Origin of the sequence: Marinobacter sp. LM1 (genome assembly GCF_042763285.1) — a bacterium.
GTDB lineage: Bacteria > Pseudomonadota > Gammaproteobacteria > Pseudomonadales > Oleiphilaceae > Marinobacter > Marinobacter nauticus.
Window position 1 is genome coordinate 3,463,480 of the sequence record NZ_CP114373.1, and the last position, 13,188, is coordinate 3,476,667.

A 13,188-nucleotide genomic window follows, 5' to 3' on the forward strand; every position below is an offset into this window, starting at 1 on the left:
GCGCCATACTGTCCGGGTCAGGAACCAGTCCAACTATTGGAAACAAAACAGGATATGTGAATGAAACGGGCCAGAAGTACACTCAAGACCTCGCCATTGCGCACCATGATTCTTGCCACCTGTTGTTTCACAGCCCCCGGACTGGCCCTGGCACAGGATCAGGACGCTCAGACCCAGCAGATTCTGGATTCCATTCAGAGCGGCGAGCGGGTTGAACTGAAACTGCCAGACCCGGAAGAACAACTGCCGCTGGAAGACCTGCGCAAGTTCACCGAAGTGTTCAGCCGCATCAAAGACGCCTACGTGGAAGATGTCTCCGACACTCAACTGCTCGAGAGCGCCATCAAAGGCATGTTGTCCGACCTGGACCCACACTCTACCTACCTGGCCCCCAAGGATTACGAGGAACTGGAGGAAAGCACCTCCGGAGAATTCGGTGGTCTTGGCATTGAAGTCGGGATGGAGAACGGCTTTGTCAAAGTCATCTCCCCCATCGACGACACCCCGGCCCAGAAAGCGGGCGTTCAAGCTGGCGACCTGATCATCAAGCTGGACGAAAAGCCGGTGAAGGGAATGTCGCTGGAAGAAGCCGTTAACCTGATGCGCGGCAAGCCCGGCACGGTGCTTACTCTGACCATCATGCGCGAGGGCGAAAGTGCGCCTATCGAGATTGATGTCACCCGGGATGTGATCAAAGTCACCAGCGTTAAATCCCGGATGATCGATAACGGCTACGGCTATGTCCGTGTCACGCAATTCCAGGCCGAGACTGGCCGGCAGTTCCTGAAAGCCCTCAGCGATCTGGAAGACGAACACGGCAACGATCTGGACGGCCTGATCATTGACCTTCGCAACAACCCCGGCGGTGTGTTGCAAGCTGCCGTAGAGACCGCGGATGCCCTGTTGGACGAAGGCCTGATTGTTTACACCGAAGGCCGTATCCAGAGTTCACGCCTGCGCTTCAGTGCCAAGCCCGGCGACGTCATGGCTGGCACACCTATTGTCGTGCTAATCAACGGTGGCTCTGCTTCCGCGTCGGAAATCCTTGCCGGCGCGCTCCAGGACCATGAACGTGCCGTGGTGATGGGCACCCAGTCCTTCGGCAAGGGCAGTGTCCAGACGGTCATACCGCTGGACGAGACCCACGCCATCAAAATGACCACAGCCCGTTATTTCACGCCGGATGGTCGCTCCATCCAGGCTACCGGCATCAAGCCGGACATCGAGGTGCGCCCGGCGGAATTGAAAGAACTCGACAGCAGACCATTCTTCACCGAAGCCGACCTGAGCGGTCATCTTGAAGGGGAGAATGAGGAGGAGGCCCGCAAGGCCAGAGAACAGGCTGCGGAAGCACAGGCTTCTGCGGCCGACCGGGACTATCAGCTGCGGTCGGCCCTGAACCTGCTGAAAGGCTTGCACATCCTTAACCGGAAGAACAACAGCAAGCCGCAGGAAAACGCCCAGTGACTTTACGTTCTACCCTCGCGCTGCTGGCGCTTCTGGCCATCAGCCCTGTCGCTGCGTTTGCGTCAGGGCCGGGTGAACCCCAGCAGCCCACCATTGCCATCATTATTGATGACATGGGCCACAATCGGTACGAGGGCGAGCGACTGGCAAAGCTTGACCAGCCCCTGACACTGGCCTTCCTGCCTTACCGGCGCCACACAGTTCCCTTGGCGAAGCTGGCCCACGCCCAATCCAAGGAAATCATGTTGCACGCCCCGATGGCCAACACCCGCAACTTCGGTCTCGGCCCGGGCGGACTGACACCGGATATGGACGAGCCGACCATCACCACCACCCTGCGCCGGGCACTGCAGTCCATTCCCTTTGTCAGCGGTGTGAACAATCACATGGGCAGCCTGCTTACTCAGCAACTGGAACCGATGGATTGGGTAATGAAAGAGCTGGACCGCTACCCGGTGTATTTCGTCGACAGCCGCACCATTGCCAATTCCATCGCCGGCAGTGTGGCCGATGCCTACAACATCCCGAGCCTGACGCGCGATGTGTTTCTCGATCACGAACAGACGGAAGAGTTTGTCGACAAACAGTTCAAACTGCTGATTCAGACCGCCAGGGAGAAAGGCACGGCAATCGGTATCGGACACCCGCACAAGGTCACCGTGGATTATCTGGAGAAGCACCTGCCGATGCTGGATGAACAGGGCATTGCCATCGCCACGGTCAGTGGCATCTGGGCCATGCGCAACGGTAATCGGGAGATGTTTGCGGAAGGGGAAAAGCAGGCCATCCGGCCTGCCTATGCACGCAGCAATTAATCGCGGACTTCGATGCCCTGAGCCTTCATAAAGGCTTTGGCTTCAGGAATGGTGTGCTGACCGAAGTGGAAGATGGATGCCGCCAGAACCGCGTCTGCGCCACCCTGGGTAACGCCATCGGCCAGATGCTGAAGCTCACCTACGCCACCTGAGGCAATCACCGGCACGGCCACCGCATCGCTGATGGCACGGGTCAGGCCCAGATCAAAGCCGATCTTGGTGCCATCACGATCCATACTGGTCAGCAGCAACTCCCCTGCCCCCAGCTCAACCATTTTCTTCGCCCACTCTACGGCATCCAGCCCGGTTGGCTTGCGACCACCGTGGGTAAAAATCTCCCAGCGCGGCTCCTCGCCCTCTGCGCTCACGCGCTTGGCATCAATGGCGACGACAATGCATTGCCGGCCAAAACGCTCCGCTGCCTCCCGCACAAACTCGGGATTAAAGACTGCGGCCGTATTGATGGAGACCTTGTCGGCTCCGGCATTGAGCAGTTTGCGGATATCATCGACGGTGCGCACGCCACCGCCCACGGTCAGCGGGATGAACACTTCCGCCGCCATGCGCTCTACCGTTTCGTAGGTGGTGTCGCGGCTTTCGCTGCTGGCCGTGATGTCCAGGAAAGTGATCTCGTCCGCGCCCTGCTCATTGTAGCGACGGGCCACTTCCACCGGGTCGCCGGCGTCGCGGATATCGACAAAATTCACGCCTTTAACCACACGGCCTTTGTCGACGTCCAGACAGGGGATGATGCGTTTTGCCAATGCCATTGTCAGTCCTCAGTTTTTCAGGCTGTCGCAATAGGCTTGCGCTTCCGCCACATCCAGAGTGCCTTCGTAGATGGCGCGGCCGGTGATAGCACCGATGACACCTGTGTCGGCAACGGTGGCCAGGCGCTTGAGGTCGTCCATGTTGGTAACGCCGCCAGACGCAATCACCGGGATGCCACCTTCCTCTGCCAGCTTGGCGGTGGCTTCGACGTTCACGCCCTGCATCATGCCGTCACGGGCGATGTCGGTGTACACAATGGAGGACACGCCGTCGTTGGCGAAGCGCTTGGCAAGGTCTACTGCCATGACTTCGGAGACTTCGGCCCAGCCGTCGGTGGCGACGCGGCCGTCTTTGGCGTCCAGGCCGACGATGATGTGGCCGGGGAATTCCTTGCACATTTCGGTGACGAATTCAGGCTCTTTAACCGCCTTGGTGCCGATGATGACCCACTGCACACCGGCCTTCAGATAGGCTTCAATAGTTTCCGCCGAGCGGATGCCGCCGCCGATCTGTATGGGCAGATTCGGGTATTTCACTGCCATCGCCTTTACGATTTCACCGTTTACCGGTTCGCCGGCGAAGGCGCCATTAAGGTCAACCAGGTGCAGGCGGCGGGCGCCGGCGTCGACCCACTTGGTGGCCATGTCGACGGGGTCGTCACCGAATACGGTAGAGTCTTCCATGCGGCCCTGACGCAGTCTTACGCATTTGCCGTCTTTCAGATCGATAGCGGGGATAATCAGCATTTTCCGGTCCAGTTCGTAAAGTTTTCCAGCAACTGCAGCCCCGCCCGGGCACTTTTCTCCGGGTGGAACTGCACTGCAAAGATGTTGTCTCTCGCTACCGCTGCCGCCAGGTCGACACCATAATGAGTGCGGCCGGCCATGTCGACGTTGCCTTCGGCTTCGGCGTAGTAGCTGTGTACAAAGTAGAAGCGGTCGCCGTCCGGGATGTTGTGCCAGAGCGGGTGGTCCTGGGTTTGGTACACCTGGTTCCAGCCCATGTGGGGCACTTTCAGGCGTTCGCCGTTTTCGGTGAGGTTGTCACCGAAGTAGCGGACTTCGGACGGGAACAGGCCAATACCTTCCACACCGCCGTTTTCTTCGCTGCGGGCCATCAGAGCCTGCATGCCAACGCAGATGCCGAGGAACGGCCGGTCCTGGGAGACGTCTTTAACGAGCTCAACCACGCCCAAACGGTGCATTTCGGCCATGCAGTCGCGGATGGCGCCTACACCGGGCAGAATCACCCGGTCAGCTTCACGGATTTTGGCGGCATCGTCTGTAACCAGTACGGTGCAGTCCGGGGCCACGTGCTCTACGGCTTTGCGGGCGGAATGCAGGTTGCCCATGCCGTAGTCGATGATGGCGACGGTCTTCATGGTGTGTCTGTTCCTTTCGGTGACCGGTTACAGGGCGCCTTTGGTGGACGGGGTGATACCCGCCATGCGCTCGTCCATTTCAATCGCCATGCGCAGTGCGCGGCCGAAGGCTTTGAACACGGTTTCGATCTGGTGATGGGTGTTCTTGCCCTTCAGGTTGTCGATGTGCAGGGTCACCATGGAGTGATTCACAAAGCCCTGGAAGAACTCTGCGAACAGGTCGACGTCAAACCCGCCCACGCTGGCGCGGGTGTAGGGTACGTCCATGAGCAAACCGGGGCGGCCGGACAGGTCGATGACCACGCGTGACAGGGCTTCATCCAGGGGCACATAGGCGTGGCCATAGCGGCGAATGCCTTTTTTGTCGCCCACGGCCTGTTTGAAGGCCTGGCCCAAAGTGATGCCGATGTCTTCCACGGTGTGGTGATCGTCGATGTGCAGGTCACCCTTGCAGGTAATGTCCAGATCCACCAGGCCGTGGCGGGCAATCTGGTCCATCATGTGTTCAAGGAACGGCACACCGGTGTCGAAATTGGCTTTGCCGGTGCCGTCGAGGTTGATCTCGACGGTAATCTGGGTTTCGAGGGTATTGCGTTCTACCCGAGCCTTGCGTTCGGCCATGGAGACTCCGTTGAAAACTGGCTTGTTACCGTAAACTTTGTTTGCGGATTATACCTGTTAACTCAACCGGAGTCCCGCAACCGGATCAATGACCCTGATAGCTCAGAACGCTTTTTTCAGGTTGGCCATGTAGGTGTCCACAAGGCTGTTGAACTCGTGTTTGATCACCGGGCTGATGGCCAGCTTGAGCAGGCTCGGCAGGGGAACGGTCAGCTCTGCGCTGGTCTGGAATTTCACTGCGGTGGCGTTGTCGCCTTTGGCAGTCAGGGTCCAGGAACCGCTGACAACCCCGTTGCCCTCGCCCTTGATGGGAGACCAGGTGATTTTGCCGGCGTCTTTGTCGGCGTGGTAGGTGCAGGCGTAAACCGACTGGATAGCGTGTTTGTCGACGCCTACTTTTTCCATTTCCCAGCGGTAGGCGTTATCGCCCAGGTCCACCAGTTTATCGACTTTCGGAAAGTGGCTGGCAGATTTGGGAACGTCTGCCAACAGATCGAAGACTTCATCATAGCTTGCCGGAATTTCCAGATCCCGGTTCAGCTCAATCGATACGGTAATGGCCACAGCCGACTCCTTCTTATGTTTATTTGTGCCTCGGGGCTGGCTGCCCCGGCGGATAAATTGGGGGTGTATTTTGAACCAAGACTACCGCATTGTCATATTCCTGCACTGTTAATTTGCTAACCCTGCGTTATCCTTTGCTTTATTCACGCAATAAAACGCCGGCCACCAGCCTGCCGACAGGAAAAGGAACCCAGCCATGAAAGTTATCCGCTATGCGATCTACGCCGTTATTGCGCTGCTGTTACTGGCAGTGGCCGCCGTCGCCATTGCGGTTGCGGTGATCAACCCCAACGATTACAAACCCCAGATTGAAGCGGCTGTTGAGAAGCAGACCAATCTGGACCTGATGCTGGAGGGCGACATTGGCTGGTCTTTCATCCCCCTGGGCCTGGAGCTGAATCAGGTTGAGGCCAACCTGGACGGCGAACGGTTTGTCGCGCTGGAGCAACTGATTGCCCAGATTGATTTCTGGTCTCTGATTGCCATGTCTCCGCAGGTAAACACCTTTCTGCTGAATGGCCTGGATGCACGCCTGGAAGTTAACGAACAGGGCGAAGGCAACTGGACCCGGATAATGCGGGAGAAGAGCGCCACCGCAGAGGCTGACACCGATGCTGCCGAACAACAACCCGCCCAGGAAACGGCCGAGCCTGAGCCACAATCCACCAGCGGTGAAGCCCTCAACTTTAATGTCGAGAACGTTGAAATCAGTAACGCCAGCGTTCACTACAACGATCTGAGCACCGGCCAGTCCGTTACGCTGGAAGACTTCACGGTAACCGCCAGTGATATCACCCTCGGTTCCGAATTCCCGCTGGATATCCGCTTCCGCGTTGAAACCAGCCAGCCACAGTTTGCGGTAGACGGCAGCATCAAGGCCCGCATCCAGGCAAACCAAGAGCTCAACGAATTTGCGGTATCTGGCCTAAACGCGGTATTTGATATGTCGGGCGAGCCGTTTGGTGGCGAATCGGTGACCGCAGAGCTGGCCGGTTCCCTGGCCGCCAATCTGGAAAACGAAACCGCTTCCCTGAGCGACTTCTCCGCCAGCCTGGCCAATCTTAGCCTCAACACCAATCTGAATGTAAAAGGCTTTGGCGACAAACCGGCTCTGGAAGGTCGCATTGAGATTTCCGAGTTTTCCCTGAAGGAGCTTCTCAACAATCTGGGACAACCCGCCATTGAAACCACGGATCCTGAAGTACTGAAAGCGATCGCGCTATCGACCAATCTCGGTGGCGAGCCCGGCGTTGTCGCGCTGTCTGACCTTGTCATTACCCTGGATGATACCCGCTTCAACGGTGGCGGCAGCTATAACCTCGCCACAGGTGGGCTGGTGTTCGACCTAGAGGGTGACAAGCTGAATGCTGATCGTTACCTGCCGCCCTCGGCCGAAGGCGATTCGCAAGGAGTAGGCAACGGGGACACACAGACCGACAGCAACACTCAAACAGCTGGGGCATCACAGCCTGAAACCGACCTGCTGCCACTGGAGACCCTGCGCACCCTGCTGCTGGACATTGATTTCGGCCTGGGCGAGCTGATTGTCAGCAACCTCACCATCAACGACATCGCCGCCAGCACTACCGCCAAAGATGGACTGCTGCAAGTGGACGAATTCAGCGGCAAGCTCTATTACGGCAGCTTTGGCGCCAACGCCACCATCGACGCCCGTACCGACAACCCGAAATGGCGCATCCGCTCGGACGTTACCAACGTACAGACGCTACCGTTGTTAACCGATCTGGCCGAGGTAGACATGCTCTCCGGCGGTGCCAATCTGAAAGTGGCCGTCGATACCACTGGCAACCGGATTTCTGCCCTGCGTGAAAACGCCAACGGCGAGATCAGCTTTAACCTGGCCGAAGGCGAGTTCCGCCAGATGAACCTGACCCGTATGGCCTGCCAGGGTATCGCCCTTGCCAACCAGGAATCCCTGACGACCACCGACTGGGGCACTACTACCCCGTTCAATGACATGCGGGGCACACTGAAAATCGACGGTAACACCCTGAACAACACCGACCTGGTCGCGGCGCTTGCGGGCATGCGCCTGGAGGGCAACGGCACCGTTGATCTTGAGCAAACCGACCTGGACTACGAACTCAGCCTGCGCATTGTTGGTGAAATTCACCGCGACGAAGCCTGCCGCGTGACCGAGTATGTGGAAAACGTGGTCATTCCCGTGGAATGCCGGGGCAACTTCGCCGAAGACCCGGCCGGCTTGTGTTCATTTGATGGCTCCCGCTTCCGGGACACCCTGAAAGACATTGCGGCCAACGCTGCCAAGGCAAAAGCCCGCGAAGAAGTGGACCGCGCCAAAGAAAAAGCAGAAGAGAAGGTGCAGGAAAAACTGAAAGAAAAGCTGGGCGAGGATGCCGGCGAGAAGGTGAAGGACGCCCTGAAGGGACTGTTCAACTGATGCCGGACCGTTTTGCCGACAAACTGCTTCGCTGGTACGACCAACACGGCAGGCACGACCTGCCGTGGCATCACAACCGCAACGCTTACCGGGTGTGGGTTTCAGAGATCATGCTCCAACAGACCCAGGTAACCACGGTGATTCCCTACTTTGAAGCCTTCATGGCCCGATTTCCCGATGTCCACGCCCTCGCCTCGGCGCCGGTCGATGATGTGCTCGGCCATTGGTCCGGCCTGGGCTATTACGCTCGGGCACGCAACCTGCACAAGGCCGCAAAACAGGTAGTGGATGAGTTCGGCGGCGAATTCCCGTCCGACCAGCAACAACTCGAAAGCCTCACAGGGATTGGCCGCTCTACCGCCGCCGCCATTGTCGCCCAGGCCTTTGAAAAACGCGCAACCATACTAGATGGCAACGTGAAACGTGTGCTGGCGCGCTACCACGCCGTGCCCGGATGGCCGGGACAGACTGCCGTGCTGAACCAGCTCTGGGTGCACGCGGAGAGCCACACGCCAGAAGCCCGAATCAAAGACTACACTCAGGCGATCATGGACCTGGGCGCCATGGTGTGTACCCGCAGCAAGCCCGGATGTGAGGCCTGCCCCGTGAAGGATGGCTGCCTGGCCTACGCCCGTGACGAGATCCGCCTGTACCCCGGCTCAAAGCCCAAGAAGGAAAAACCGGAAAAAACCACCTGGATGCTGATCCTGGAGGATGCCGAAGGCCGTATTCTGCTGGAACGCAGGCCACCCAGCGGCATCTGGGGCGGCCTGTGGAGCCTGCCCGAACTGGACCCGGCCTATGGCGCAGATGAACTGCAGGACGCCTGTGCCAGGGAGCTGGGGCTGAACTGCCACAACCCGGAACCCATCAGCGGTTTTCGCCACACCTTCAGCCATTATCATCTGCACATCCAACCGGTGCGCCTGCCCGTGGCCGGCAACACCCAGGTTCGCGATTCCGACCGCTTGCGCTGGCTGCACCGGGATGAAGCCCTCAGCCTGGGACTGCCTGCCCCGATCCGAACCCTGCTGACGGAACCCGAGCAAGCCACCCTGCTGTAACCAAGCCAAGGTGCCGGATGGTCTGTTATCATGCCGGCATACTGACCTCAGCACAGGAGCCGACATGAGCCGCACTGTATTCTGCCGCAAGTACCAGAAAGAACTGGAAGGCTTGGCCATGCCCCCGATGCCCGGCCCCAAAGGCCAGGATATCTACGAGAATGTATCCAAACTGGCCTGGGAAGAATGGCAGAATCAGCAGACCATGCTGATCAACGAAAAACACCTGAGCCTGATGGACGTGAACAACCGGAAATACCTGCAGGCGCAGATGGACCGGTTCTTCAACAACGAGCCGTTCGACCAGGCCGAAGGCTATGTACCGCCTGAAAAATAGGACGATTGATCAAGGCCTGAACAACCGGCAAAAACTTCCGAAAATTTTTGCCGGCCGGCCTTGACTCCCAACCCCTAAACCGGTTTAATAGCGCCCCGTTGCAGCACACAGCTCAACACGCCCGGATAGCTCAGTTGGTAGAGCAGGGGATTGAAAATCCCCGTGTCGGTGGTTCGATTCCGCCTCCGGGCACCACTAATATCAAGCCGAATCAAGAACTTACCATGAGTAAGAGTTGATTCGGCTTTTTAGTTTCTGGCGACGCCAATACGCTCTGATACGTTGGTTTACGCTGGATTACGTTGGCGCCCTTCCCCTCCATTCCCCCTTCTAAATACCTTCAAACAATTGGAGGTATCAGTGACTACAGCAGTCAAGAAACGCACAAGCACATTCAGCGAGAAAGCGAAGAAAGAATTGGCTCCGGGTCAGGAGATCAGCGAGAACGGTATTATTTATCGCAAGCGCAAGGATGGATGCGGCACCTGGCGCTACGACTTCACCCAATCCGGCATCAGACATAAAGGCGTTATTGGGTCTGACCGCGATGGCGTGACTCTTAGCCAGGCTCGGGATGTCGTCTCAGAAATTCGAGCCAAGGCAATCACCGAGCGCATGAGTGGTCGCACGGGTCGCTCTACACAATCCACCCGCCTATTTAGAGAGGTCGCCAAAGAGTACCTGGATTGGAGTGAAACCCATCACCAAGACCACAGGCACAACGTCAGCCGGATGAACAACCACCTGCTTCCCCGGTTTGGCGAACGCCGCCTGGGTGACATGACCACAGCGATGATCGAGACCATGCGTACCGAGCTGCGACGCGCCGAGGTAAGTGCCCAAACAATCCAACGAATTGTAAGCTTGCTTTCCTGCACGTTCGATTTCGCACAAAAGTCAGACCCGAATCTCGATAACCCAACGACACGACTCAGCCGCGTAAAGCATCAAAAAAAGGAGGTTGTACCGTTTACACGCGAAGAAACAGACGCCCTCCTCAATATTGGCGCAATTCAGTACAACACAGTCACGCGTGGTCCCAACAAGGGTAAGAAAACTGAGAACAAAGCCAAAACGGCTGAGTTCCGGGCAATGATTGGGCTTTCTCTCTTCGCCGGACTCAGGGCGTCAGAAGCCTTGGGACTGACGTGGGAAAACGTCGATCTGGAACGGGGGCTAATTCGAGTAAATCAGGTTGCGATGGAGGGCACCATCCGGAACTCCACGAAAACCTATAAGCCTCGCGTGGTGCCTATAACAGGCTCATTGAAGCCACTGCTTGAAGACCTCAGACAGCACCACATTCAAGCCCAAAGAGAGACTGGACTGCTGCTATCGAGAAACGGAGTTGACCCCTACAACCAAATTCCAGTGATGTTTGGTCGCGTGAGAAAACAAGCGGGCGTCACATCCGAAAAAGGTGTCAATGGCCATTTATTTTGACCCACCTTTGGCCAATAAAATTGACCCACCTTTCATAGTCTAGCTTGTTGTCTTCTGCTTTAGCCGATAGCTTTCTCCTCCCAACATAAAGATGTGTGAATGGTGGATAACCCGGTCAATGATCGGCACCGCCACGTTGTCGTCGTGGAAGAACTCGCCCCAGCTGGTGAAGTCCTTATTGGTGGTCAGGATGATTGAACGGTATTCGTATAGGCTGTTGATCAACTGGAACAGGTTGTATCGGGCCTGCCGGGTCATCGGTAGATAGCCCAGTTCATCAATGATCAGCAGGTCGTACTTGGCCAGTTGGCTGACCCGCTTTTTCAACTCACCCTTCATCTCGGCCAGCTCTAGTTCTTCCACCAGATCGAGAGCGTTGCGGAACAGTACCCGGTAGCCGGCCTCCACAGCTTTGTGGCCAATGCCGATGGCCAGGTGGGTCTTGCCTACACCGGGCGGGCCGATGAACACCAGGTTGTTTCGCTCGTCGATGAACTGGAAGTCCAGCAAGGCATTGACCTGGCGTTTGGTAATGGTGGTCTGGTGCCGGTAGTCGAAGCCCTCCAGGCGCTTCTCCGCTGGGAACGCAGCCATTTTCCGGTTCCGGCGGATGCGTTTGTCCTGGCGCTGGGTCAGTTCGTGCTCGGCAAGCCGGTCCGCGAAGCTGAGATAGGACATCTCGTTGGCTTCAGCCTCGGCCAGCAGGTTGGTCAGTTCGTCGGCGGCCGCGCTCAGGCGCAGGCTGCGGTAACGGGCCTCGGTCTGTTCAAGCTGGCTCATGGGTCACCCCCTGGCCACTGGAGCGGCCAATATGGCGGTAAGCGCTCAGATCCAGTGTTTCTTTTGGTTCCGATAGCGGTTCCGGCTGTCGCTCCCGGAGAACGGCGGCCTGGGCTGCTTCCAGATAACTTTGCAGCCGTGTCGCGGTCATGCCGGGACGCTCTGCCAGCGTCGTAATTAATGCCGGATCCACGGGCGCATGGCGCTTGAGCAGGTCACGGGCAGCCACCAGCTGGTCCTTGTAGATCTTGGGCTCGGAACGCTTGAGCTGTTGGCACAACCGTGGCCCGATGTCACTGCCGATCAGGTCGTTGATCTTACCCTCAAGGGCGGCCACCCGCTGGGCATGATCCCGGTAGTGGTGGGTGTTCTTGATCACCTTGCCTTTATCGGCACACAGAGCATGGCTGGCAATGACTTCCCCTGTGTTCAGGTCGCTGATGTGGAGTTGGCCGCCGGACTCCAGAACGCCCACCCGGGCCTGTTGCCAGGCCATGGGCACAGAGTACTTGTTGGCCTTCCAGGCGATCAGGCCGGTCTTGTCGGCTCGACGTGTCTCGTGGGCCACAGATTGCACGCAAGCTGGTGACAGGTAAGCCTCCAGGTGTTCTCGCTCATCCCGTTCGAAGCGTTCCCGGGGTGGCTCTCCGGTGGTGCCGTGGATGCGGACATTGGCTACGCTCTCAAGCCAGTCCTGCACGTGCTGGCGCACGTGCTCCTGGTCCCGGAAGACCTCACCGTAAAGGCAATCCTGCTTGACGTACTTCACGCCAGCTTCCACCTTGCCCTTGCTCTCCGGGTCATAACCTTCGCAGGCATGGATCCGGAACCCGGCCGTGGTGGCATACTCGTGGAACCGTTGGTTGAGGGTCAGCTCCCGGTACTGTTCGTTGATGACCACCAGCTTGGTCTGATCGTAGACGCATTCCTCCGGCAGGCCACCGAAGTAACGCAGGGCTTCGTTATGGAGTTGGATAAAGGTCTGGGTATCCAGTGGGCGGAAGGCCAGACCCACGTACATCAACCGCGAGTAGGACAGCACGAACACCACGAAGTGCAGCGTGCGCTCTTCGCCACCAATCAGCACGCCGCGCAACTCACCCGGGTCCACCTGACACTGAACACCCGGCACATCGTCCAGAATGGGTTCGTAATAGCGCATCTGGGCTGAGGCCACTTCCCCCTTGAGCGTTCGCACATAGCGGCGAATGGAACGATCCGAAGCTGGCAATTCACCAACCTTCGCTTGCAGCTTGCGGGCAATTTTGACGGCGCTGAGCTTGGGGAATTCTTTGAGAAGATGAATCAGATAATCCCGGTGATCATCGAGGCGCTTGGTGCGTGAGGGATCTTCTATCTGTTCCGAAATCGCGTTCTCATCCATCCGCAGATACTTGCGAACGGTATTGCGGGACAACCCCAGTTCCTGACTGATGGCGCGGATCGACAACCCTTTGCCGTTATCGTGCAGTGCCTTGATCTTGTGTATCACAACCCACTCCTTCACTGACATGCCCCCGGCC

At 57.9% G+C, this 13,188-nt stretch carries 13 protein-coding genes and 1 tRNA gene; 7 read left to right on the plus strand and 7 right to left on the minus strand.

Annotated features, from left to right (window positions below; all coding sequences use genetic code 11):
• Positions 1 to 60: 60 nt before the first annotated feature.
• On the plus strand, positions 61 to 1,467 hold the full coding sequence (locus OZ656_RS16280) for a S41 family peptidase (RefSeq protein WP_153741711.1): 1,407 nt from the start codon (positions 61 to 63) through the stop codon (positions 1,465 to 1,467).
• Complete coding sequence (locus OZ656_RS16285; RefSeq protein ID WP_153741712.1) at positions 1,464 to 2,282, plus strand: divergent polysaccharide deacetylase family protein; 819 nt, start codon at positions 1,464 to 1,466, stop codon at positions 2,280 to 2,282. The genes OZ656_RS16280 and OZ656_RS16285 overlap by 4 nt, the downstream gene beginning before the upstream one ends.
• Here OZ656_RS16285 and hisF read toward each other — a convergent pair.
• From hisF to OZ656_RS16310, 5 genes are all read right to left on the minus strand, one after another.
• On the minus strand, positions 2,279 to 3,052 hold the full coding sequence (hisF, locus tag OZ656_RS16290; RefSeq protein ID WP_153741713.1) for an imidazole glycerol phosphate synthase subunit HisF: 774 nt from the start codon (positions 3,050 to 3,052) through the stop codon (positions 2,279 to 2,281). The genes OZ656_RS16285 and hisF overlap by 4 nt on opposite strands.
• A 9-nt stretch (positions 3,053 to 3,061) precedes the next feature.
• Positions 3,062 to 3,799, minus strand: a complete 738-nt coding sequence (gene hisA / locus OZ656_RS16295) for a 1-(5-phosphoribosyl)-5-[(5-phosphoribosylamino)methylideneamino]imidazole-4-carboxamide isomerase (RefSeq protein ID WP_153741714.1) — start codon at positions 3,797 to 3,799, stop codon at positions 3,062 to 3,064.
• Positions 3,793 to 4,434 carry an imidazole glycerol phosphate synthase subunit HisH gene (gene hisH, locus OZ656_RS16300; protein ID WP_153741715.1) on the minus strand — a complete coding sequence of 214 codons (642 nt, stop codon included), beginning with the start codon at positions 4,432 to 4,434 and terminating at the stop codon, positions 3,793 to 3,795. The genes hisA and hisH overlap by 7 nt, the downstream gene beginning before the upstream one ends.
• A 27-nt stretch (positions 4,435 to 4,461) precedes the next feature.
• Entirely contained in the window at positions 4,462 to 5,055 is a 594-nt protein-coding gene (hisB, locus tag OZ656_RS16305) for an imidazoleglycerol-phosphate dehydratase HisB (RefSeq protein WP_011786615.1), read from the minus strand.
• Positions 5,056 to 5,157: 102 nt separating this feature from the next.
• Positions 5,158 to 5,619, minus strand: coding sequence for an SRPBCC family protein (locus OZ656_RS16310; protein ID WP_153741716.1), 462 nt, complete (start codon positions 5,617 to 5,619; stop codon positions 5,158 to 5,160).
• A 196-nt stretch (positions 5,620 to 5,815) separates the two neighbouring features.
• On the opposite strand from OZ656_RS16310, the gene OZ656_RS16315 reads away from it, so the two are divergent.
• The 5 genes from OZ656_RS16315 (at position 5,816) to OZ656_RS16335 (ending at position 10,885) form a co-directional block, all read left to right on the plus strand.
• Positions 5,816 to 8,041, plus strand: coding sequence for an AsmA family protein (locus OZ656_RS16315; RefSeq protein ID WP_153741717.1), 2,226 nt, complete (start codon positions 5,816 to 5,818; stop codon positions 8,039 to 8,041).
• Positions 8,041 to 9,105 carry an A/G-specific adenine glycosylase gene (gene mutY, locus OZ656_RS16320; RefSeq protein ID WP_199452504.1) on the plus strand — a complete coding sequence of 355 codons (1,065 nt, stop codon included), beginning with the start codon at positions 8,041 to 8,043 and terminating at the stop codon, positions 9,103 to 9,105. Before OZ656_RS16315 ends, mutY begins: the two co-directional genes overlap by 1 nt.
• A gap of 64 nt (positions 9,106 to 9,169) precedes the next feature.
• On the plus strand, positions 9,170 to 9,442 hold the full coding sequence (locus tag OZ656_RS16325; RefSeq protein ID WP_153741719.1) for an oxidative damage protection protein: 273 nt from the start codon (positions 9,170 to 9,172) through the stop codon (positions 9,440 to 9,442).
• A gap of 119 nt (positions 9,443 to 9,561) precedes the next feature.
• Positions 9,562 to 9,637, plus strand: a tRNA-Phe gene (locus tag OZ656_RS16330).
• A gap of 165 nt (positions 9,638 to 9,802) precedes the next feature.
• Positions 9,803 to 10,885, plus strand: a complete 1,083-nt coding sequence (locus OZ656_RS16335; protein WP_379944716.1) for a tyrosine-type recombinase/integrase — start codon at positions 9,803 to 9,805, stop codon at positions 10,883 to 10,885.
• A gap of 39 nt (positions 10,886 to 10,924) precedes the next feature.
• Here the strand turns inward: OZ656_RS16335 and istB are convergent, their stop codons facing one another.
• Together istB and istA are read right to left on the minus strand one after the other, a co-directional pair.
• Positions 10,925 to 11,665 (minus strand): IS21-like element helper ATPase IstB, encoded by a 741-nt coding sequence (gene istB, locus OZ656_RS16340; protein WP_011783606.1) that lies wholly within the window; start codon positions 11,663 to 11,665, stop codon positions 10,925 to 10,927.
• On the minus strand, positions 11,652 to 13,157 hold the full coding sequence (gene istA / locus OZ656_RS16345) for an IS21 family transposase (RefSeq protein WP_023011525.1): 1,506 nt from the start codon (positions 13,155 to 13,157) through the stop codon (positions 11,652 to 11,654). The genes istB and istA overlap by 14 nt, the downstream gene beginning before the upstream one ends.
• Between the last annotated feature and the right edge of the window lie 31 nt (positions 13,158 to 13,188).

What these genes read in the sequence shown, in the direction of transcription:
- OZ656_RS16280 (WP_153741711.1), top strand. Translation starts at nt 61, where the DNA reads ATGAAACGGGCCAGAAGTACACTCAAGACCTCGCCATTGCGCACCATG.
- hisB (WP_011786615.1), bottom strand. Translation starts at nt 5,055, where the DNA reads ATGGCCGAACGCAAGGCTCGGGTAGAACGCAATACCCTCGAAACCCAG.
- hisA (WP_153741714.1), bottom strand. Translation starts at nt 3,799, where the DNA reads ATGCTGATTATCCCCGCTATCGATCTGAAAGACGGCAAATGCGTAAGA.
- OZ656_RS16325 (WP_153741719.1), top strand. Translation starts at nt 9,170, where the DNA reads ATGAGCCGCACTGTATTCTGCCGCAAGTACCAGAAAGAACTGGAAGGC.
- mutY (WP_199452504.1), top strand. Translation starts at nt 8,041, where the DNA reads ATGCCGGACCGTTTTGCCGACAAACTGCTTCGCTGGTACGACCAACAC.
- hisF (WP_153741713.1), bottom strand. Translation starts at nt 3,052, where the DNA reads ATGGCATTGGCAAAACGCATCATCCCCTGTCTGGACGTCGACAAAGGC.
- hisH (WP_153741715.1), bottom strand. Translation starts at nt 4,434, where the DNA reads ATGAAGACCGTCGCCATCATCGACTACGGCATGGGCAACCTGCATTCC.
- OZ656_RS16315 (WP_153741717.1), top strand. Translation starts at nt 5,816, where the DNA reads ATGAAAGTTATCCGCTATGCGATCTACGCCGTTATTGCGCTGCTGTTA.
- istB (WP_011783606.1), bottom strand. Translation starts at nt 11,665, where the DNA reads ATGAGCCAGCTTGAACAGACCGAGGCCCGTTACCGCAGCCTGCGCCTG.